18 protein-coding genes are annotated in these 20,571 nt (G+C 70.6%); 12 read left to right on the top strand and 6 right to left on the bottom strand.

Translation table 11 applies throughout. The features are described from left to right. Nucleotides 1–36 precede the first annotated feature (36 nt). The gene (locus tag ACFYXF_RS08960) at nucleotides 37–1,929 is read right to left on the bottom strand and encodes an ABC transporter ATP-binding protein (RefSeq protein WP_389348873.1); all 1,893 of its coding nucleotides are present in this window, start codon (nucleotides 1,927–1,929) and stop codon (nucleotides 37–39) included. Next, on the bottom strand, nucleotides 1,926–3,917 hold the full coding sequence (locus tag ACFYXF_RS08965; protein ID WP_389348874.1) for an ABC transporter ATP-binding protein: 1,992 nt from the start codon (nucleotides 3,915–3,917) through the stop codon (nucleotides 1,926–1,928). The genes ACFYXF_RS08960 and ACFYXF_RS08965 overlap by 4 nt, the downstream gene beginning before the upstream one ends. Nucleotides 3,918–4,112: 195 nt before the next feature. Here ACFYXF_RS08965 and ACFYXF_RS08970 point away from each other — a divergent pair, with 195 nt between their 5' ends. From ACFYXF_RS08970 to ACFYXF_RS08985, 4 genes are read left to right on the top strand one after another with little or no spacing between them, the layout of a single operon-like run. Further along, nucleotides 4,113–5,018, top strand: a complete 906-nt coding sequence (locus ACFYXF_RS08970) for an ABC transporter ATP-binding protein (protein ID WP_389348875.1) — start codon at nucleotides 4,113–4,115, stop codon at nucleotides 5,016–5,018. Continuing rightward, nucleotides 5,015–5,752 (top strand): ABC transporter permease, encoded by a 738-nt coding sequence (locus ACFYXF_RS08975; RefSeq protein ID WP_389348876.1) that lies wholly within the window; start codon nucleotides 5,015–5,017, stop codon nucleotides 5,750–5,752. Before ACFYXF_RS08970 ends, ACFYXF_RS08975 begins: the two co-directional genes overlap by 4 nt. Nucleotides 5,753–5,777: 25 nt before the next feature. Continuing rightward, nucleotides 5,778–7,031 carry a sensor histidine kinase gene (locus tag ACFYXF_RS08980; protein ID WP_389348877.1) on the top strand — a complete coding sequence of 418 codons (1,254 nt, stop codon included), beginning with the start codon at nucleotides 5,778–5,780 and terminating at the stop codon, nucleotides 7,029–7,031. Then, nucleotides 7,021–7,656: a response regulator gene (locus ACFYXF_RS08985; protein ID WP_389348878.1), complete on the top strand. Its 636-nt coding sequence runs from the start codon at nucleotides 7,021–7,023 to the stop codon at nucleotides 7,654–7,656. Before ACFYXF_RS08980 ends, ACFYXF_RS08985 begins: the two co-directional genes overlap by 11 nt. A gap of 15 nt (nucleotides 7,657–7,671) precedes the next feature. Here ACFYXF_RS08985 and ACFYXF_RS08990 read toward each other — a convergent pair whose 3' ends face one another. Together ACFYXF_RS08990 and ACFYXF_RS08995 are read right to left on the bottom strand one after the other, a co-directional pair. Next, nucleotides 7,672–9,081 carry a sulfatase gene (locus tag ACFYXF_RS08990; protein ID WP_389348879.1) on the bottom strand — a complete coding sequence of 470 codons (1,410 nt, stop codon included), beginning with the start codon at nucleotides 9,079–9,081 and terminating at the stop codon, nucleotides 7,672–7,674. Between the two features lie 79 nt (nucleotides 9,082–9,160). Then, nucleotides 9,161–9,256 carry a putative leader peptide gene (locus tag ACFYXF_RS08995; RefSeq protein WP_389348880.1) on the bottom strand — a complete coding sequence of 32 codons (96 nt, stop codon included), beginning with the start codon at nucleotides 9,254–9,256 and terminating at the stop codon, nucleotides 9,161–9,163. 145 nt (nucleotides 9,257–9,401) lie between these two features. On the opposite strand from ACFYXF_RS08995, the gene ACFYXF_RS09000 reads away from it, so the two are divergent. Continuing rightward, the gene (locus tag ACFYXF_RS09000; RefSeq protein ID WP_389348881.1) at nucleotides 9,402–10,022 is read left to right on the top strand and encodes a GNAT family N-acetyltransferase; all 621 of its coding nucleotides are present in this window, start codon (nucleotides 9,402–9,404) and stop codon (nucleotides 10,020–10,022) included. A 10-nt stretch (nucleotides 10,023–10,032) separates the two neighbouring features. Further along, nucleotides 10,033–10,917, top strand: a complete 885-nt coding sequence (locus ACFYXF_RS09005; RefSeq protein ID WP_389348882.1) for an alpha/beta fold hydrolase — start codon at nucleotides 10,033–10,035, stop codon at nucleotides 10,915–10,917. A gap of 63 nt (nucleotides 10,918–10,980) precedes the next feature. On the opposite strand, the gene glgX is transcribed toward ACFYXF_RS09005, so the two are convergent. Next, a complete protein-coding gene (gene glgX / locus ACFYXF_RS09010; RefSeq protein WP_389348883.1) occupies nucleotides 10,981–13,284 on the bottom strand; it encodes a glycogen debranching protein GlgX in 2,304 nt (767 codons plus the stop codon). Nucleotides 13,285–13,447: 163 nt separating this feature from the next. On the opposite strand from glgX, the gene ACFYXF_RS09015 reads away from it, so the two are divergent. The 6 genes from ACFYXF_RS09015 to ACFYXF_RS09040 all read left to right on the top strand — a co-directional run bounded on the left by ACFYXF_RS09015 (nucleotide 13,448) and on the right by ACFYXF_RS09040 (nucleotide 19,768). Further along, on the top strand, nucleotides 13,448–14,689 hold the full coding sequence (locus ACFYXF_RS09015; protein WP_389348884.1) for an Ig-like domain-containing protein: 1,242 nt from the start codon (nucleotides 13,448–13,450) through the stop codon (nucleotides 14,687–14,689). 169 nt (nucleotides 14,690–14,858) lie between these two features. Next, nucleotides 14,859–16,073, top strand: a complete 1,215-nt coding sequence (locus ACFYXF_RS09020) for an Ig-like domain-containing protein (protein WP_389348885.1) — start codon at nucleotides 14,859–14,861, stop codon at nucleotides 16,071–16,073. Nucleotides 16,074–16,153: 80 nt separating this feature from the next. Continuing rightward, a complete protein-coding gene (locus tag ACFYXF_RS09025; RefSeq protein WP_389348886.1) occupies nucleotides 16,154–16,921 on the top strand; it encodes an enoyl-CoA hydratase/isomerase family protein in 768 nt (255 codons plus the stop codon). Nucleotides 16,922–17,184: 263 nt separating this feature from the next. Beyond that, nucleotides 17,185–17,688, top strand: coding sequence for an ATP-binding protein (locus ACFYXF_RS09030; RefSeq protein ID WP_389348887.1), 504 nt, complete (start codon nucleotides 17,185–17,187; stop codon nucleotides 17,686–17,688). A 77-nt stretch (nucleotides 17,689–17,765) separates the two neighbouring features. Beyond that, nucleotides 17,766–18,572: a polysaccharide deacetylase family protein gene (locus tag ACFYXF_RS09035; RefSeq protein ID WP_389348888.1), complete on the top strand. Its 807-nt coding sequence runs from the start codon at nucleotides 17,766–17,768 to the stop codon at nucleotides 18,570–18,572. Next, the gene (locus ACFYXF_RS09040) at nucleotides 18,572–19,768 is read left to right on the top strand and encodes a YncE family protein (RefSeq protein ID WP_389348889.1); all 1,197 of its coding nucleotides are present in this window, start codon (nucleotides 18,572–18,574) and stop codon (nucleotides 19,766–19,768) included. Before ACFYXF_RS09035 ends, ACFYXF_RS09040 begins: the two co-directional genes overlap by 1 nt. Nucleotides 19,769–19,899: 131 nt before the next feature. Here ACFYXF_RS09040 and ACFYXF_RS09045 read toward each other — a convergent pair whose 3' ends face one another. Beyond that, on the bottom strand, nucleotides 19,900–20,541 hold the full coding sequence (locus ACFYXF_RS09045) for a GNAT family N-acetyltransferase (protein WP_389348890.1): 642 nt from the start codon (nucleotides 20,539–20,541) through the stop codon (nucleotides 19,900–19,902). Nucleotides 20,542–20,571: the final 30 nt, after the last annotated feature.

Below are 20,571 nucleotides of genomic sequence, written 5' to 3' on the forward strand. Positions count from 1 at the left end.
CCTGTGCCTGATGTCCTGTACTGGTGGCTCACGAACTCATGCCAGGCTGTCCCGCCAGGCCCGGTGCAGATCCGCGAACCGGCCCGTACCGGCGATGAGTTCGGCCGGGGGTCCGTCCTCCACGACCCGTCCGTGCTCCATCACCAGCACCCGGTCGGCGATCTCCACGGTCGACAGCCGGTGCGCGATGACGACGGCGGTACGTCCGTTCAGCACCGTCGACATCGCGCGCTGTACGGCCCGTTCACCCGGGATGTCCAGCGAGCTGGTCGCCTCGTCGAGGATCAGCACCGCCGGATCGGCGAGCAACGCCCGCGCGAACGCGACCAGTTGGCGCTGCCCGGCGGAGATACGGCCGCCTCGTTTCCGTACGTCCGTGTCGTAGCCCTCCGGCAGCGCGCTGATGAAGTCATGGGCGCCGATGGCCTTCGCGGCCTGCTCGATCTCCTCGCGCTCGGCGTCCGGGCGCCCTATGGCGATGTTGTCGGCGACGCTCCCGGAGAACAGGAAGGCCTCCTGCGTCACCATCACGACCCCGCGCCGCAGCTCGGAGTTGGAGAGGTCGCGCAGATCGACGTCGTCGAGGAGGATCCGCCCCTCGGTGGGGTCGTAGAAGCGGGCGAGCAGCTTGGCCAGGGTGGACTTGCCCGCGCCGGTCGAGCCGACGACCGCGACGGTCTGCCCGGCCGGGAGGGTGAGGTCGAAGCGGGGCAGCACCTCGCCGCCGGTGCGGTACGCGAACCGGACGTCGTCGAAGACGACCTCGCGACCCGGGTGCTCGGACTCCCGTACCGGAAGTTGGAGCGGAGTCGACGGCTCCGGGACGGAGGGCGCCTGGGCGAGGAGCCCGGAGATCTTCTCCAGGGAGGCGGTGGCCGACTGGTACGAGTTGAGGAACATGCCGAGCCGGTCGATGGGGTCGTACAGCCGGCGCAGATACAGCACGGCGGCGGCCAGCACACCCAGTTCGAGGGAGCCGTCCGCGACGCGGTGGGCGCCCCACAACACCATCGCGGCGACAGCGGTGTTGGCGACGACCCGGGAGCCGACGACGTAACGGGCCATCTCCAGCAGCGCGTCGCCGTTCCTGCGCTCGTGCCGCTTGTTGAGGACCGCGAACTCGGCGTCGTTGGCGGCCTCGCGGCGGAACGCGCGCACCGGCCGGATGCCGTTCATCGTCTCGACGAACTTGACGATGACGGTGGCGATGGCGGTGGACCGCAGCCCGTAGACGCGGGCGGCCCGGCGGCGGTAGGAGCGGATGAGGAGCCAGAGGGGGACGAGGGACGCGACGGCGAGCCCGCCGAGGCCGAGGTCCAGCCAGAGCAGGGTCGCCGAGATGTAGGCGAACGACAGGGCGACGGTGACGAGTTCCTGGAGCCCGTCGTTCAGCAGCTCGCGCAGCGACTCGACATCCGCCGTGGAGCGGGAGATCAGCCGGCCCGAGGTGTAACGCTCGTGGAAGTCGAGGCTGAGGGCCTGCGCGTGCCGGAAGATCCGCCCGCGCAGATCGAGCAGCGCGTCCTGGCTGACCCGGGCGGCGGACCCGATGAACCAGTACTGGAGCCCGCCCGAGGCCAGCGCGCACAGCAGATAGCCGACGCCGACAGCGACCAGCGGCCCGTTGTCGTGGTCGCGGAAGGCCGGGACGGCACTGTCGATCGCGTACGCGACGAGCAGCGGGCCCGCCTGGACCGCCGCCTGCTGGAGCAGCAGAAGCACGGCGGTGAGGACGACCCGGCCCTTCATCGGGGCGAGGAGCGAGCGGAGCAGTCCTGCGGTGGCGCCCTTGGGGGTGGGGAGGTCGTCCTGGTCGAAGGGGTCGTCGGGGGCCGGGAGTTGGGAAGGAGCGGCGAGAGCGGCCTCGGGATGTGGCCCGGGGGGCTGTTCGTCGTCGGGGGTCGGCGCGGTCGTCGTGGGCGCCGTCATCGGGCGGCCTCCTCGAAGCTGTCGGTGCTGCTGTCGTCGTAGCCGTGGCCGGGGCCGGTCTCCTCGTCCGTGCCGGCCATCAGCCAGGCGTACTCGGCGTTCGTGCGCAGGAGTTCGTGGTGGGTGCCCACGGCGGCGATCCGGCCGCCGGAGAGCAGGGCGACGCGGTCGGCGAGCAGGACCGTGGACGGGCGGTGCGCCACGATCAGGGCGGTGGTGTCGGCGAGGACCCGGCGCAGCGCGGCCTCGACGGCGGCCTCCGTGTGGACGTCCAGCGCGGACAGGGGGTCGTCGAGGACCAGGAATCTGGGCTTGCCGACGACCGCCCGGGCCAGCGCGAGCCGCTGCCGCTGGCCGCCGGAGAGGCTGAGGCCCTGCTCGCCGACCTGGGTGTCGGTGCCCTGCGGAAGCGAGTGCGTGAAATCGGCCTGGGCGACGGAGAGCGCGTGCCGCAACTCGGCGTCGCCCGCCTCGTCCCCGGCCCCCATGAGGACGTTCTCGCCGACGCTCGCCGAGAAGAGGGTGGGTTCCTCGAAGGCGACGGCGACGAGGGCGCGCAGCGCTTCTCTGGGCAGGGCGGAGATGTCGTGCCCGTCGAGGGTGATCCGGCCCGAGGTCACCTCGTGGAGCCGGGGGACGAGTGCGGTCAGTGTGGTCTTGCCGCTGCCGGTCGTCCCGACGAGGGCCATGGACTCGCCGGGACGGATGTGGAGGTCGACGTGGTCGAGGACGGGAGGGGAGTCGACGGGGGCGTCGGGGTATCGGAAGGTGACGTCGTGAAAGCGGAGGCCGCGGCCGGCGTCGGCCGTGTCGGGCGCGCCCGGGCGCGGCGGTGTGGCTTCGCCGGTTCGTGGGTTGTCGGCTGCGGGTCCGGTGGGGGCTGGTCGCGCAGTTCCCCGCGCCCCTTCGGGGGCGCCCTGGTGCCCGTCGGTCGCAGGGGCACCGCCGCCGGGAACCACCTCCCCCTCGCCCTCGGTCTCCTCGTCCATCACCTCGAAGTAGCGTTCCGTGGCCGTTGCCGCGTCCTGGCTCATTGCGAGGAGGAAGCCGATGGAGTCCACGGGCCAGCGTAGGGCGAGGGCGGTGGAGAGGAAGGCGACCAAGGTGCCGGCCGACAGGTCGCCGTCGGCCACCTGCACGGTGCCCAGCACCAGCGCCGCTCCGATCGCCAGTTCGGGCAGCGTCACGATCGCCGCCCAGATCGACGACAGGAGGCGGGCCTTGTGCAGTTCGGTGCCGCGCAGGGTCCGTGCCAGGTCGCGGAAGGCCCGTGCCTGGCTGCGGTGCCGGCCGAAGCCCTTGATGATCCGGATGCCGAGCACGCTCTCCTCGACGACCGTCGTCAGGTCGCCCACCTGGTCCTGGGCGCGCCGGGCCACGAGGTGGTAGCGCCGTTCGAAGACGATGCACACGATCAGTACGGGGATGGCGGGCCCCAGGATCACCAGCCCGAGCGACCAGTCCTGAACCAGCATGATGATCACGCCGACCAGGATCGTCACCGCGTTGACCAGCAGGAACGTCAGAGGGAAGGCGAGGAACATGCGCAGCAGCATCAGGTCCGAGGTCGCCCGGGAGAGCAGCTGTCCGGACGGCCAGCGGTCGTGGAAGGCGACCGGCAGCCGTTGGAGCCGCTGGTACAGATCCGCCCGCATCGCCGCCTCGACCCCGGCCAGCGGCCGGGCCACCAGCCAGCGCCGCAGCCCGAACAGCAGCGCCTCACCGAGCCCGAGCAGCAGCAGCCACAGCGCGCCCGACCACACACCGCGCGAGTCGTGGTCGGCGATCGGTCCGTCCACCATCCACTTCAGGACGAGCGGGATCACCAGCCCCATGCACGACGCGAGGACTGCGACGAACGCGGCGCTGAACAGCCGTACACGCACCGGCCGTACATAGGGCCACAGGCGCAGCAGCGTACGTACGGCGGAACGGCCACGGTTGTTCGCGGTTCCGGGTTCCTTGGTGTTTGCACGTGTCGTGGGCATCAAGGGCGAGCCTACGGACCACCACTGACAGTGCCTACCGAGTTTTGACCCGGATCGGATCGGGCGCTGGTCCTACGACCTGCGTGTTCGAGAGGTCGCACGGTCGGTCGTAGGGTCGCATCAACCGATCGGCTGATGCCGGTCCGAGCGCGTCGGCCGATGTGCCGCCCCTGTCCGGGCCGAGACCCTGATGCCATGTCCGTCATCGAAGTGAGCGAACTGCGCAAGTCCTATGGTGGCCGGCCGGTCGTGGACGGTATCTCCTTCGCCGTCGAGGAGGGCGAGATCTTCGGGATCCTCGGCCCGAACGGCGCCGGCAAGACCACCACCGTCGAGTGCGTCGAGGGCCTGCGGGTGCCCGACGCGGGCCGGGTCCGGGTCACCGGCCTCGACCCGGTCACCGACCACGAGGCCACCAGCCGGGTCCTGGGCGCCCAGCTCCAGCAGAGCGAGCTGCAGGCCAAGCTGACCGTCCGCGAGGCCCTGGAGCTGTACGCGGCCTTCTACCCCCGTCCGGCCGACTGGCGCCCGCTGGCCGAGCGGCTGGGCCTGACCGACCGTCTCTCCGCCAGGTTCGGCAAGCTCTCCGGTGGCCAGAAACAGCGCCTGTTCATCGCGCTCGCGCTCATCGGCGACCCCCGGATCGTCGTCCTCGACGAACTGACCACGGGCCTCGACCCCCGCGCCCGCCGGGACACCTGGCAGCTGATCGAGGACGTACGGGCGAGCGGGGTGACCGTCCTCCTGGTCACCCACTTCATGGAGGAGGCGCAGCGGCTGTGCGACCGGATCGCCGTGATCGACAAGGGGCGGATCGCCGCCCTGGACACCCCGGCCGGCCTGATCCGCCGCTCGGCGGGCGCCACGGTGATCAGCTTCACCCCGTCCGAGCCCCTGCCCGAGGACGCCCTGACCACGCTTCCGGCGCTCGCCTCGGTCGAGTACAAGGACGACCGGGTCACCCTCTCCGGCACCGACGAGACCGTCAACGCCGTCATCACCCTCCTCGCCCGCAGCCATGTCACCGCCCACCAGCTCCGTGTCACCGACGCCACGTTGGACGACGCGTTCCTCGACCTCACGAAGGAGGAAGCGGCATGAGCAGTACGTCCGTACTGAGGACCGAGGTCCGGCTCTTCCGGCGCGAGCCGGGCGCGCTGTTCTGGATCCTGCTGTTCCCGACCCTGCTGCTGGTGATCCTCGGCTCCGTCCCGTCCTTCCGCGACCCCGCTCCGTCCTTCGGCGGCCTGCGCCCGGTGGACGCCTACGTTCCGGTGGCCGTGCTGCTCGGCCTGATCGTGGGCGGTCTCCAGTCGATGCCGCAGACTCTCACCGGCTACCGCGAGCAGGGCATCCTGCGCCGTATGTCGACCACACCGGTCCGCCCCTCCGCCCTGCTGTCCGCGCAGATGACGGTCTACGGCGGTGCCGCCCTGGCATCGGCACTCACCGCCCTCGTCGTGGGCCGCCTGGCCTTCGGCGTACGACTGCCCGAGCAGCCCTTCGGTTACGTCCTCGCCCTGATCCTGGCCGTGTCGGCCGCCCTCGCCCTGGGCGCCCTCGTCTCCGCTCTCTCCCGCTCGACGAAGATCGCGGCGGCGATCGGCTCGGCCGTGTTCTTCCCGGCGATGTTCTGCGCGGGCGTGTGGGCGCCGGTGCAGACCATGCCGGACGTGCTGGCCAGGATCGTCGGCTGGACCCCGTTCGGCGCGGCGGCCGAGGCGCTGAACCAGGCGGCGGCGGGGGACTGGCCCGGCTGGGACCACCTGGGCGTGACGGCCGCCTGGACGGTGCTGCTGACGGCGGGCGCCGCGCGCTGGTTCCGGTGGGAGTAGGAGAGGGTCCGTGCAGACTGGGGGGATGAGCGCGGCGGACCAGCAGATCGAGCGCCGTTGGGACCAGCTCCACACCTGGGGTCCCTACGGGCTGCTCGTCGTCTCCACCGTCCTGTCGACCCTCGCGGGCGGGCTGATGGCGGGCCCTGCCGAGTGGTACGCGGCCGGGACGCTGGTGGTCGCCGCGGTGGTGCTCCAGCTGTGGCACGGGCCCCGCCAGGGCCGCCGGTCCCCGTCCCGGGGCGGGACCGTCTACTACGTCCTGCGCTGGATGATCGCCTTCGCCCTCACCTGGCTGAACCCGTTCTTCGCGTTCTACGCGTCCACCGGCTACTTCGACACCGACGAAGTGATCCCGGGCAGGCGCCGGCAACGGCTCGCCCTCTTCGCCACCGTCGTCGTGGTGGCGGGCGCGCAGGCCGGCGGGATGCCGTTCCACGACCCGGTCCAGTGGGTGCTGTTCGGCGTGATGGTGGTCGCGAACAACGCCCTGCTGATGGCGGTCGGCCATCTCAACCAGCAGGAGGAGCAGCGCTCCCGAGACCGCGCCGAGACGATCACCGAACTCGAACGCACCAACACGGCCTTGCAGCAGGCCCTCGACGAGAACGCCGCCCTGCACGCCCAACTCCTCGTCCAGGCAAGGGAGGCGGGCGTCGCGGACGAACGCCGGCGCCTGGCCGCCGAGATCCACGACACCATCGCCCAGGGCCTGACCGGGATCATCGCCCAGCTCCAGGTGGTGGCGAACACCCCCGACCGAACCCTGGCGGGCGAACACGTGGACCGCGCCGTGAAACTTGCCCGGCACAGCCTCGGCGAGGCCCGCCGCTCCGTACAGAACCTGGCTCCCGTGGCCCTGGAGAACGACGGACTCCCCGGGGCCCTGCGGAAGACGGTCGCCGACTGGGCCGAACGGACGGGCGTACGCGCCGAGTTCACGGTCACGGGAGCGTCGGAGCAACTCCACGCGGAACTCGCGGCAACGCTCCTGCGCATCGCCCAGGAAGCCCTGTCGAACGCCTCCCGCCACGCCCGCGCGACCCGGGTCGGCGTCACCCTCACCTACCTCGGCGACGAGGTGATCCTCGACATCCGCGACGACGGCGAGGGCTTCGACCCGCTCGCCGTCCGCGAACGCACCGGCACCGGCGGCTTCGGCCTCGACGGCATGCGCGCCCGCGCCGAACGCATCGCGGGCTCACTCACCTTGGAGTCGGAGCGGGGGCACGGCACCGCGGTCTCGGCACGCGTACCGTTGGTCACCCATGACAGCTGACGTGCCCATCTCCCTCCTGATCGTCGACGACCACCCGGTGGTACGGGACGGTCTGCGCGGCATGTTCGAGTCGGCGCCGGACTTCACCGTGCTGGCCGAGGCGTCGGACGGCGTGGAGGCGGTACGCCTGGCCGCCACCCTCGACCCGGACGTGATCCTGATGGACCTGCGCATGCCGGGCGGGGGAGGCGTGGACGCCATCCGCGCGCTGACCCGCGACGGCGCCCGGGCGAAGATCCTCGTCCTGACGACGTACGACACGGACTCCGACACCCTCCCCGCGATCGAGGCGGGCGCGACCGGCTACCTGCTCAAGGACGCCCCGAGGGACGAACTCTTCACGGCGGTACGGGCCGCCGCCCAGGGCCGCACGGTCCTCTCCCCGGCAGTGGCCTCCCGTCTGGTCTCGGCGGTCCGCACCCCGGGCAACGAGCCCCTCTCCGCACGCGAACGCGAGGTCCTGGCCCTGGTCGCCAAGGGCACGTCGAACCGGGAGATCGCCCGCGTCCTGTTCATCAGCGAGGCCACGGTGAAGACCCATCTCACCCACCTGTACGGCAAGTTGGGCGTGAAGGACCGCGCGGCGGCGGTGGCGACGGCGTACCAGCGAGGGATCCTCGGCTAGTTCGGCCCGACTCGGCTAACTGGGGTACGGCAGAAGCCCGTTCGCGATCGTCTCCCACGCACCCTTCAGCTCGGCGAGCAACTCGGGCCGGTCCGGGGCGAGATCGGCCTGCTCGCGCTGGTCGGCGGCCAGGTTGTAGAGGTGGTCGGTCTTGGTGGCGTCCTGGTAGTACTTCCAATTCCCGCGCCGGAGCGCCCGGTTGGCCCGCACCCGCCAGAACAGATCCCGCTCGGGCAGCTCCTCGTCCCGCAGCAGATACCCGGCGAGGCTGTGGCCGTCCAGCGGGTAGGCCGGATCGGGCCGGGCACCGCCCAGTTCCAGGAAGGTCGCCGTCCAGTCGGGGGAGAAGTTGGGTACGTGGCTGATCTGGCGTCCGTCGATCCCGGCGGGCCAGCGCACGATGGTCGGTACTCGGATACCGCCCTCCTGGAGCACGAACTTCTCGCCGCTCAGCGGCCACAGGTACGACCAGCGCTCACCGCCGTTGTCGCTGGCGAAGTACACCAGCGTGTGCTCCTCCTGCCCCGACCGGCGCAGGGCGGCGAGCACCTCACCGACGGCCGCGTCCAGGCTCTGCACCATCTCCGTGTACTTCTCGACGGAACCGCCGTCGTAGTGGTTCAGGGCCTTGCTGACCTCGGCCTGGGTCTTGGCGGCGCGGATCTTCGCGGCGATCTCGGCACCGGTCTCCGCGTCGCCCTCGGCGAGCCAGGGCCAGTGCGGAGTGGTGAAGTTGAGGTTGAGCAGCCAGGGCTTGTCACCGTGGTCCCGGCCGACGTACTCGACGGCCCGCTCGGTGAGGACCTCGGTGTAGTACCGCAGGTCCTGGTACTCGGCGTCGCCCTCGTACAGGTCGTGGTCGCCGAGCTGGCCGAGCTTGGAGAAGTACTCCAGCACACCCCCGTGATTGCCGAAGAACTCGTCCCACCCGGACTTGGTGGGGCTGTAGTCGGGCAGCCAGCCGCAGTGCCACTTGCCGATGAGCGCGGTCGAGTAGCCGGCCTTCTTCAACAGCGAGGCGAGGGTGGGGTGTTCGGGGTCGAGCCCCTGCGTCCTGTTGGCGATGGGCTCGGCGAGCCCGCCCGGAGTACGCCCCGGATAGCGCCCGGTGTAGAGGCTGAACCGGGTCGGCGAGCAGGTCGCGGACCCGGAGTAGGAGTCGGTGAACCGGACCCCCTGCCGGGCGAGCCGGTCCAGGTGGGGCGTCTTGATGTGCGGGGCGCCGTAGGAGGAGAGGTCGGCCCAGCCGAGGTCGTCGCCGAGGATGACGAGGAGGTTGGGACGGCGTCTGCCGTGCTGTCCGGCCGTACGGGCCCGGAACGGACGCTCGGTGGCAGCGGCAGAAGCCGTACCGGCGGAGGCAACGGCGGTGACGGCACCACCACCGACGAGACCACCGAACGTACGACGGGATATTTCGGGCATGCGGGAGTTCCTTAGGGCAGAGGGGGCCCGCAAAGGGGACACCTAAGGGAGGGAGGAGAGGAGCGGGGAGACCGTGGGCTCAGCGACAGATGGCGCTGGACTGCCGGCACAGGTCGACATGACGCCGTTCCACGAGCGCGATGTGCGCGCGGCGGTGACCGGCGGAGTTCCTCATGGTCTTGGACGGTGCCAGGGGGACGACAGGGGCGTCAAGAAGGTGTCCACGGACCGGAACCGGCACGGAATTCACGCGACAGGGCGGCACGGCTCTGGAACCCTGCGAGATCGACAGCGTGTTGCCCGCACTGGATTGGTGATCGATGACCTTCGCGTTGACCGGACCGCTCCTGGAAGGCTCGCTCGTACGCCTGGAGCCACTGGACCACCGGCATGCGGCGGACCTGGCCGCCGCGGCGGAGGAGAACCGCAGCTCGTACGGGTTCACCTGGGTGCCTCCGGCGGCCGAGGTCGGCGACTTCATCGACGCCCAGCACGCTCGGGCCGCCGCGGGCTTGCTGGCTCCGTACGCGCAGGTGGACCGGGCGTCGGGGCGCGCGGTGGGAGCCACCGCCTACTGGGAACCGCGGCTCTGGCCGGACGGCGACAGGCTGTGCGCGATCGAGGTCGGCTACACCTGGCTCGCGGCCTCGGCGCAGGGCACCGGGCTGAACACCGAGGCCAAGTACCTGCTGTTCCGGCACGCGTTCGAGACCTGGGACGTGGCCCGCGTCGACCTGAAGACGGACGCCCGCAACGCCCGCTCACGCGCCGCGATCGAGAAGACGGGCGCGCACTTCGAGGGCGTACTGCGGAGCTGGTCCCCCTCCTGGGTACCGGGCGAGGAGGGCAGGCTCCGCGACTCCGCGATGTTCTCGATCACGGCGGAGGAGTGGCCGGACCGCCGGGTGGGCCTGGAACGACGGCTGGCCCTCCGGGTCTAGCGTGGCGTTCATGACCGATCACGAGAAGCTCTTCGGGGTCAACGATGTCGAACTGTGCGTCGAGACCTTCGGAGACCCCGCGAACCCGGCGATCCTGCTCATCGACGGAGCGGCCGCCTCGATGCTGTGGTGGGAGACCGAGCTGTGCGAACGGATCGCGCACGGCGGTCGGTTCGTGATCCGTTACGACAACCGGGACACCGGACGGTCGACCAGCTACCCGCCGGGGCGGCCGGGCTACGCGTACACCGACCTGGCCCGGGACGCGCTCGGCGTCCTGGACGCCCTGGACGTCGAGCGCGCGCACATCGTCTGCCGGTCCATGTCCGGCGGAATCGGGCTCATGATCGGCGTGGACCATCCCGACCGGGTGGAGTCACTGACGTTCGTCTCCACGTCCACGGGCGAGGACGGCCTCCCGCCGCCGTCGGACCAGGTCACCGCTGGTGTCCCCGCCGGTCCGGACCCCGCCGATTCCGGCGCGGTGGTGGACTTCGTCGTCGCGTCGGCGAAGGCGTACTCGGGCGGCTCGCCCTACTTCGACGAGCGGGCCACGCGCGCGCTGGTCGAGCGGGACGTGGCCCGCACGCGCGACATCGCGGCCACCCTCGTCAACCACTACGCGATGTCCTTCGACGGATCGTCCCGCGACTTCGCCTCCCTCAGGGCGCCGACCCTGGTGGTGCACGGCGACCACGACCCGGTCTTCCCCCTCCCGCACGGACACGCCCTGCGCGACGCGGTTCCGGGCGCGACCCTGCTGATCCTGGAGGGCGCAGGACACGACCTCCCGAAGCCGCTGTGGGCCGTGTTCGTCCCGACCCTGCTCCAGCACACCGCAGGAGGTGTCAACGGGGGCCGGTCCCACCCACCCAGGGGTGCGGGGCTGTACTGATCTGCGGCTCCGCCGCGTGGGCGCGACCAGCCACAACGCACCCGCACCCGAAAACGCACCCCCTCACCCCACCACCCGCAACAACACCACAGCCCTCCCCGCCACCCTGATCTCCTCCCCCGCCAGATACCCCACCCCCGGCGCCTCCCCCTGCTCCTCCCTCGACGTGTCGACGACCACCTCGTACCGCCCCGCCCAAGGCGCCCCCGGCAGCGCGAAGTTCGTCGGGCGGTCACCCGCGTGCAGGATCGCCAGGAAGCTGTCGTCGACGATCGGGGCGCCCCGGGCGTCGCGGCCCGGGATGTCGCGGCCCGACAGATACATGCCCAGGGTCGCCGCCGGCGCGTACCAGTCCCGTTCCGTCATCTCCGTACCCCCGGCGGTGAACCAGGCCAGGTCCCGCAGCCCGTCCGCCGAATGGGCCCGGCCGGAGAAGAACGCCCGGCGGCGTAGTACGGGGTGCCGGTGGCGCAACTCGATGAGGCGGGCGGTCAGTTCGGTCAGCGCGCGCCAGCCCGGGTCCTCCAGCAGGCTCCAGTCCAGCCAACTGACCTCGTTGTCCTGGCAGTACGCGTTGTTGTTGCCCCCTTGAGTGCGGCCCAGCTCGTCCCCCGCGACCAGCATCGGAACGCCCGTCGACAGCAGCAATGTGGTCAACAGGTTCCTCAACTGGCGGCGCCGCAGCGCCAGTACCCGCTCGTCCTCCGTCTCTCCCTCCGCGCCGCAGTTCCAGGCGCGGTTGTCGTCCGTGCCGTCCCGATTGCCCTCGCCGTTGCCCTCGTTGTGCTTGCGCTCGTACGACACCAGGTCCCGCAGGGTGAAACCGTCGTGCGCCGTCACGAAGTTGACCGAGGCGTACGGCCTGCGACCGCCCCATGCGTACAGGTCGCTCGATCCCGACAGCCGGTAACCCAGATCCCGCACGTCCGGCAGCGCGCCCCGCCAGAAGTCCCGTACCGCGTTGCGATAGCGGTCGTTCCACTCCGTCCACAGGGGCGGGAACGCGCCCACCTGGTAGCCGCCCGAGCCGACGTCCCACGGTTCCGCGATCAGCTTCACCCGGCGCAGCACCGGGTCCTGCGCGATCACCGCCAGGAACGGGGACAGCATGTCGACGTCGTGCATCGAGCGGGCCAGGGCCGCAGCCAGGTCGAAGCGGAAGCCGTCCACCCCCATCTCCGTCACCCAGTACCGCAACGAGTCCGTGATCAGGCGCAGTACGTGCGGCTGGACCACGTGCAGCGTGTTTCCGCAGCCCGTGTAGTCCGTGTAGCGGCGTGCGTCGTTCTGGAGGCGGTAGTAGCCCCTGTTGTCGATGCCCCGCAGCGACAGGGTCGGGCCGCGCTCGTCCGCCTCCGCCGTGTGGTTGTAGACCACGTCGAGAATGACCTCGATGCCCGCCGCGTGCAGCGCGCGCACCATGCGCTTGAACTCGCCGACCTGCTGGCCCGCCGTACCCGTCGCCGCGTAGCCCGCGTGCGGGGCGAAGTAGCCGATCGAGTTGTAGCCCCAGTAGTTCTTCGTGCCCCGGCGGAGCAAGTGGTCCTCGTGCGCGAACTGGTGCACCGGGAGCAGCTCCACCGCCGTCACGCCAAGCCGCACGAGGTGCTCTATCGCTGCAGGGTGTGCGAGGCCCGCGTATGTGCCCCGCAGCTCCTCCGGGATGCCGGGGTGCAGCTTTGTGAAGCCCTTGACGTGGACCTCGTAGATCACCGAGTCCGCCCACGGGGTTTTCGGTCGGCGGTCGTCCTCCCACTCGTCGTCGGTGGTGTCGTCGTGGACGACGACGCCCTTCGGGACGTACGGCGCCGAGTCGCGGTCGTCGCGCACGGTGTCCGTGACCTGCTGCTGGGGCCAGTCGCGGACATGCCCGTACACCTCCGGCGGCAGGTCGAAGTCGCCGTCCACCGCACGCGCGTACGGGTCCAGGAGCAGCTTCGCGGGGTTCCAGCGGGCGCCGGTCCAGGGGTCCCAGCGGCCGTGCACGCGGTAGCCGTACCGCTGGCCCGGCATCACCCCGGGCACGAAGCCGTGCCAGATCTCGTGCGTCAGCTCGGTGAGGGGGACGCGGGTCTCCACCTCCCCGAAGCCCTCCGCACCCTCCTCCACCTCGCCGAACAGACACAGCTCCACCGACTCCGCCCCGCCCGCCCACAGCGCGAAGTTGGTGCCCGACACCCCGTCCGGGCCCGTGCGGAAACGCGCGCCCAATGGCATCGGGGTTCCCGGCCACACGGGCACGGCGGGCAGCGCGGCGCGCGGTGCGCCGTTCAGCACGGTGTCGGTGTCGGGCAATACGGCGGCGGGGTGCCTCTCCTCGACGGCGCGCTGATCCGCCACCGCCTTCTCCTCGGCTGCGCTGGACACCTCTCCGCCTCCTGCGGCTCGTGGAACGAGTGGAACGAAGCGGGTTACAGGGGCCACGGCGTCCCGGCCGAGGCGCCCTGTCGCGTCGTTCTCCCCCCTGTTCTGCCCAGAGCATGGCTCGCACTCACGTTTCCCCAGGGCGGGCCGCGTCGTTGGGTCCTGCGTGAGGCACGTAACTGGGCGCGCTCGGCGCGCGAGGGCCGGGCTGGCCGCCGTACTGACATGGGCAGGACTGCTGGCCGGAGCCGCCGGCTGCACTTCGGAGGGGGTGGGCGGGACGGACTCGATGTTCGGGAAACCCCGGGGACGGGAGGACGTGATCCGCGTCTCCCCGGACGACGGCAGCCGTGCCGTGCGCCCCGACAACCCCCTTCTCGTACGGGTGCCCAGCGGGCGCCTGGAATCGGTGAAGGTCGTGAAGGCGCAGGACGCGCAGGAGTCGGAGGTGGCCGGGCGGATCTCCGACGACGGACTGTCCTGGCGGCCCGACGACGCGCGGCTCGCGCTGGCCGCCAGGTACACGGTCGACGTCGTGGCCCTCGATGCCCACGGACGCCGTTCGGCCCGGCACACGACCTTCACCACGTACGTGCCCGATGAGCGGTTCATCGGATACGTCACCCCGGAGAACCGCGCCACCGTCGGCACCGGAATGATCGTGTCCCTGGAGTTCAACCGGGAGCTCAGGAACCGCGCCGCCGTCGAACGCGCCGTCCGCGTCACCGCCGAACCCGCCGTCGAGATCCGCCCCCACTGGTTCGGCGCCGACCGCCTCGACTTCCGCCCCGAGGAGTACTGGGCCCCGGGCACCGAGGTCACCGTCGAACTGGGGCTGCGGGACGTCGAGGGGTCGCCCGGGGTGTACGGGATCCAGCACAAGACGTTCACTTTCACCGTCGGCCGCGGCCAGGTCTCCCTGGTCGACGCCGCCGCGCACACCATGCAGGTACGGCGCGACGGCGAGCTGCTCGCCACGGTGCCGATCACGGCGGGGGCGCCCAGGACCACCACGTACAACGGGAAGATGGTGGTCACCGAGATGCTGGAGCTGACCCGGATGAACGGCGCCACGGTCGGCTTCACGAAGAAGGACGGCAAGGGGGAGTACGACATCCCCGACGTCCCGCACGCGATGCGCCTGACCACCTCGGGCACCTTCCTGCACGGCAACTACTGGGCGCCGGACGCCTTCGGCAACACCAACGTCAGCCACGGCTGCGTCGGGCTGCGGGATGTGAAGGGCGGCAGTTCGGACAGTCCGGCGGGCTGGTTCTTCGACCGGAGCCTTGTCGGTGACGTTGTCGAGGTCGTCCACAGCAATGACAAGAAGGTCGCTCCCGACAACGGGCTCGGCGGATGGAACATGGGCTGGAGGGAGTGGAAAGCGGGCGGCGCCGTGAAGTAGCGGTCACTGAATCGACGTAAACAGTCGGGTCCGACAATCTGATGATGTTGGGACGGAACAGTGACCTTTCAGGGCCGCCGGGGGGTGTGACCTTGTGGTTAATATGCGCCGGGGTGCGCGGGACGCGCCGGGGAAGTGGGCCTGACCAGGCCACGGGAGGGGAGAAAGCTTGAACGCGCGACCAATATCGGGGGTAGCGGGGGCACTGTTGGCCGGAGTTCTGCTCGTCGCCGTCACCGCGTGCAGCGGGGGCGGCGACTCGGGCTCCGGGGCCGACGACGCCAAGCCGAAGGGCACGGACTCCACCGCGACGCAGTCCCAGCAGTCGCAGGCGGTCGTCACCATCGCGCCCAAGAACGGCGCCAAGTCCGTGGACACCAAGGGCGCCCTCAGCGTCAGCGCCGCCAAGGGCAGGCTGACCGAGGTCAAGGTCGAGGACGCCAAGGGCAACCCGGTCGCGGGCGCCCTGACCGCCAATGACACCAAGTGGGCGCCCTCGACGCATCTCACCGCGTCGACCACGTACAAGGTGCACGTGGTGGCGAAGGACGCCGAGGGCCGTACGGCGGCGGAGGAGTCCTCCTTCACCACCCTCACCCCGAAGAACACGTTCATCGGTACGTTCACGCCCGAGGACGGCTCCAAGGTCGGCGTGGGCATGCCGTTCTCGATCCGCTTCACCCGGGGCATCACGTCCCCCGAGGACGTCGAGAAGGCGATCACCGTCAAGACCGAGCCGGCCGTCGACGTCGAGGGCCACTGGTTCGGCAACGACCGCCTCGACTTCCGCCCGGAGAAATACTGGAAGCCGGGTACGAAGGTCACGGTCTCCCTCGCTCTCGACGGCGTCGAGGGCCGGCCCGGCGTCTACGGCAAGCAGGCCAAGCAGGTCTCCTTCACCATCGGCCGCAGCCAGGTCTCGACGGTCGACGTCAAGACCAAGACGATGGTCGTACGCCGGGACGGCAAGGTCATCAAGACCATCCCGGTCACCACCGGCGCGCCCGGCTACGACACCTGGAACGGCCAGATGGTCATCACCGAGCGCCTCGAAGTGACCCGGATGAACGGCGAGACGGTCGGCTACGGCGGCGAGTACGACATCAAGGACGTCCCGCACGCCCAGCGTCTGACCACCTCCGGCACCTTCATCCACGGCAACTACTGGGCGCCGGGCGCCTTCGGCAACTACAACGCCAGCCACGGCTGCATCGGCCTGCGGGACGTGCGCGGCGGCTACGACGGCAAGATCGCGGCGGCCTGGTTCTTCAACCGGTCGATGATCGGCGACGTGGTGATCGTGAAGAACTCCAACGACCGCATCGTCGACCCGGACAACGGGCTCAACGCCTGGAACATGTCCTGGGAGAAGTGGAAGGCGTAAGCCTGTTGTACGTCTTCGACGGGCCCGGTGTGACTGACAGCACCGGGCCCGTACGCGTTAGTCCCCGTTAACCTGCCTCCATGACTGTGCATCTCGAAGTCGCCGAAGGTGTGGGCACGCTCCGGCTGGACCGTCCGCCCATGAACGCGCTGGACGTCGCCACCCAGGACCGCCTCAAGGAACTCGCGGAGGAGGCCACCCGTCGGGACGACGTACGGGCGGTCGTCGTGTACGGCGGGGAGAAGGTGTTCGCGGCCGGTGCGGACATCAAGGAGATGCAGGCCATGGACCACGCGGCGATGGTCGCCCGGGCCAGGGACCTGCAGGACTCCTTCAGCGCCGTCGCCCGTATCCCCAAGCCGGTCGTCGCCGCCGTCACGGGCTACGCGCTGGGCGGCGGCTGCGAGTTGGCGCTCTGCGCCGACTACCGCATCGCCGGTGACAACGCGAAGCTCGGCCAGCCGGAGATCCTGCTCGGCGTGATCCCCGGCGCGGGTGGTACACAGCGGCTGTCCCGGCTGATCGGCCCGTCCAGGGCCAAGGACCTGATCTTCACCGGCCGGATGGTCAAGGCCGACGAGGCACTGTCACTCGGTCTGGTGGACCGGGTCGTACCGGCCGCCGATGTGTACACCGAGGCGCACGCCTGGGCGGCGAAGCTCGCGCAGGGCCCGGCGATCGCGCTGCGCGCGGCGAAGGAGTCGATCGACGCGGGTCTTGAGACGGACCTGGAGACGGGGCTCGCGATCGAGCGGAACTGGTTCGCGGGCCTGTTCGCGACGGAGGACCGGGAGATCGGCATGCGGAGCTTCGTCAAGGAAGGTCCCGGTAAGGCGAAGTTCCGGTAAAGCGCTTGCAGTTGACGCGATGTCTGATTCCAGGTCCCTCGATAGGGCGGTTTATGGGAGCCTTAAACCAACCTTAAGCCTGTCTTGTCGAGGGGGCCTGTCGCTTGCCCGAAAGTGAGCTTCCGTCGCAGGTGGGAGGGGTTTTACGCTCCAACGAAATGCCTCTGGAATATGCCAGAGGATCAAATCGGAACGACTTATTCCGGGGAGCGTATTCCTCGGGAACGGCCCCGGCGACCGGTTCGGGCGGCCATGATGGGGGCATGGCGGGGCTGGAGGGCATGGAACAGCCGCGGGGACACGGCCGTGCGACGGCAGCGCGGTGGTCGCCTGCGGTCGAGGACGAACGGGCGCTCAAGGCGCTCGAGTTGTTCGGGAACCCGACGGAGCACGAGGTCCAGCTGCCGTCCCGCCCCGAGTCCGCCGCGACCGCGCGCCGCCTCGCCCAGGTCGTCGTCCTGCGCCACTGGGGGCTCACCCCCAAGATGACCGAGGACGCGGTCCTGCTCGTCTCCGAACTCGTCGGCAACGCCGTACGCCACACCGGCGCGCGAGTCTTCGGCCTGCGGATGCGCCGGCGCCGGGGATGGATCCGGGTGGAGGTCCGGGACCCCTCGCGGGGGCTGCCGTGTCTGATGCCGGTCCAGGAGATGGACATCAGCGGGCGGGGGCTGATGCTGGTGGACAAGCTCTCCGACCGGTGGGGGGTCGACCTGCTGCCGCGCGGCAAGACGACGTGGTTCGAGATGCGGGTCGCCGACAGGTAGGCGTCAAGGGCTCAGCAGTTGTGCGGGCGGGCCGCCGATCGGGCTAATCGCCCGTTTTCCTCCCCAACGCCCCTTAAATGGTGCGGGTGACCACGACCGACCGTCGGGCGGTGCTGCGTGCGGGCGCCGGGATCGTTGCCTCGGGGGTGCTGACCACCGGGTGCGCGACCGGCGGTGCCGCCGCTCCTCCCGCCGCCCCCGCATCCCGTACGTCCACCCCCGCCCCCGCATCCCGCACGCCGACTCCCCATACCCCCGCCCCGGCTCCCGCCCCCCTCCTCCGCTACCCCGCCCAGATCCTCCACGGCCCCCGCGACCGACCCCGGGTCGCCCTCACCTTCCACGGCAACGGCGACCCCGCCACCGCGCACGCCCTGCTCTCCGCCGCCGAGAAACACGGCTCGCGGGTCACCGTGTTCGCCGTCGGGACCTGGCTCGACGCCCAGCCCGGGCTCGCCCGCCGCGTCCTCGACGGCGGTCATGAACTCGGCAACCACACGCTCCGGCACCTCGACATCAACGCCATGCCGGAGGCGGACGCCGATGCCGAGATCAGGGGGTGCGCCGAGCGGCTGAAGGCGCTCACCGGATCCATCGGCACCTGGTTCCGGCCGTCGCGAGCCGCCCTCGCCTCCCCGCTCGTCGAACGGCTCGCCCGCCGGGCCGGCTACCCGCACGTCCTCTCCTACGACGTCGACTCCCTCGACTTCACCTCGCCGGGCGCCCCCGCCGTCGTACGCAATGTCATGGCCGACGTCCGCGCCGGATCGATCGTGAGCCTGCACTTCGGGTACGCGGACACGGTCGCCGCGCTGCCCGGTCTCCTGCACGAACTCGACCGCCGCGGCCTGCGCGCGGTGACCACCACGGAGCTGCTGAGCTGATGCCCCCCACCACGAACACCGTCGCCCGCGTACTTGTCGCGGGAACCGCCCTCACCGTCCTCGCCGGACTCACCGCCTGCGGCACCGAGACCCGGGAGCAGCCGAACCGGACCCTCGGCGCGGTCAAGCCGGTGAAACCAGCCGCGCCCGCCAAACCGGTCGTCCGAGGCCTCCCCGGGATGCCGCCCGTCCTGCACCCGCGTGACGTCTACGCCGCCGACCGGCCGAACAAACTCTCCCCGGTCGTACGGGACTTCCCGTCCCGCGTGTACGTGCCGAACACCGAGTCCGACACCGTCTCCGTGATCGACCCGAAGACGTACGAGATCGTCGAGACGATCCACGTCGGACGGCAGCCCCAGCACGTCGTGCCCTCCTGGGACCTGAAGACCCTCTGGGTCAACAACAACCGCGGCCACACCCTCACACCCATCGACCCGAAGACCGGAAAGGCGGGCAAGCCGGTCGACGTGCACGACCCGTACAACCTCTACTTCACGCCCAACGGCAAGTACGCCGTCGTCATGGCCTCCCTCGACCGCGAGCTGGTCTTCCGCGACCCGCACACCATGAAGACCGTCAAGACCGAGCCCGTCAGCTGCTACGGCGTCAACCACGCCGACTTCTCCCTCGACGGCCGGTACTTCATCGTGTCCTGCGAGTTCAGCGGCGAGCTGCTCAAGGTCGACACGGAGAAGATGGAGGTCGTGGCGCAGCAGAAGCTGCCCTACGAGGGCGCGATGCCGCAGGACGTCAAGATCTCGCCGGACGGCAAGCGGTTCTACATCGCCGACATGATGGCCGACGGCATGTGGGTCCTGGACGGCGACAAGTTCACCCGCCCCACCCTCCTCCCGACCGGCAAGGGCACCCACGGCCTGTACGTCAGCCGCGACTCCCGCGAGATGTACGTGTCGAACCGGGGCGAGGGCTCGGTGTCCGTCTTCGACTTCACCCAGAACAAGCTCACCAAGAAGTGGCACCTGCCGGACGGCGGCAGCCCCGACATGGGAGGTGTCTCCGCCGACGGTAAGGTCCTCTGGCTGTCCGGCCGTTACGACGCCGAGGTGTACGCCATCGACACCCGCACCGGCAAGCAGCTGGCCCGCATCAAGGTGGGCAGCGGCCCGCACGGCCTCGCCGTCTACCCCCAGCCCGGCCGCTATTCCCTGGGCCACACGGGCATCTTCCGCTGATCGGTGCCCTGCCACTGATCCGGGCCCTGCCACTTGTCCAACGCCCCGCAGGACGCGCCCCATAGGGGCGCGGGGAACTGCGCGACCAGCCCCCACCGGACCCGCAGCCAAAGAACAACCCACCAGCGAAGCTAATCGTGGGCGAGCAGCAACGCCTCCCCACCCACAGGCACAAACCCCGCCCCCAGGAACGCCCGCACACTGCGGGCGTTCCCCGGAGCCATCTGCGCCCACACAACCTCCCCACCACTCAGCTGCCGCGCGGCCCGCACAAGAGCCCGCCCCACCCCCCGATGCCGTACCCCCTCCGCCACCTCCACCGCGGCCTCCAGCCGCCCCCCGACCCCACGCCCCAGAATGAGCACCCCACCGTCGGCAGCCCACACCCGGACGTCGTCCCGGTGCCGGTGCGCCCGGGCGACCCGGTGATGACCGGGATCGTCGATCTCGGTCAGAGCCAACGACGGCTCACCCGGCAGCGGGGAAGCCATCGCCAGCATGTCGATCGTCTCGTTCGTGCGGCCCGTACGGTCCATGAGGGCGGCCAGGAAGCGCGGGTTCATCGGCGCGGAGAGCGCGTCGCTGTCTACGCCGGCCAGGGTCCGGCGTACCCACTCGGGGTCCTCGTCCGTGAAGACGACCGCGTGCGCGGTGAAGGCGAGGACACCGGCGTCGCGGTGGCAGGCCTGGGGCACGATGGTCGTACGGCCGTCCGGCGGCGGGAAGACGCCCCGCGCCACGCCGTCGAGAATGTCCCTCAGCGTTTCCCCCACAGTGCCCCTCCCGGCCTCTTGAGTCTCCAC

The sequence above is a fragment of the Streptomyces sp. NPDC002680 genome (assembly GCF_042889145.1).
In the GTDB taxonomy this organism is placed as follows: Bacteria; Actinomycetota; Actinomycetes; order Streptomycetales; family Streptomycetaceae; genus Streptomyces; species Streptomyces adonidis.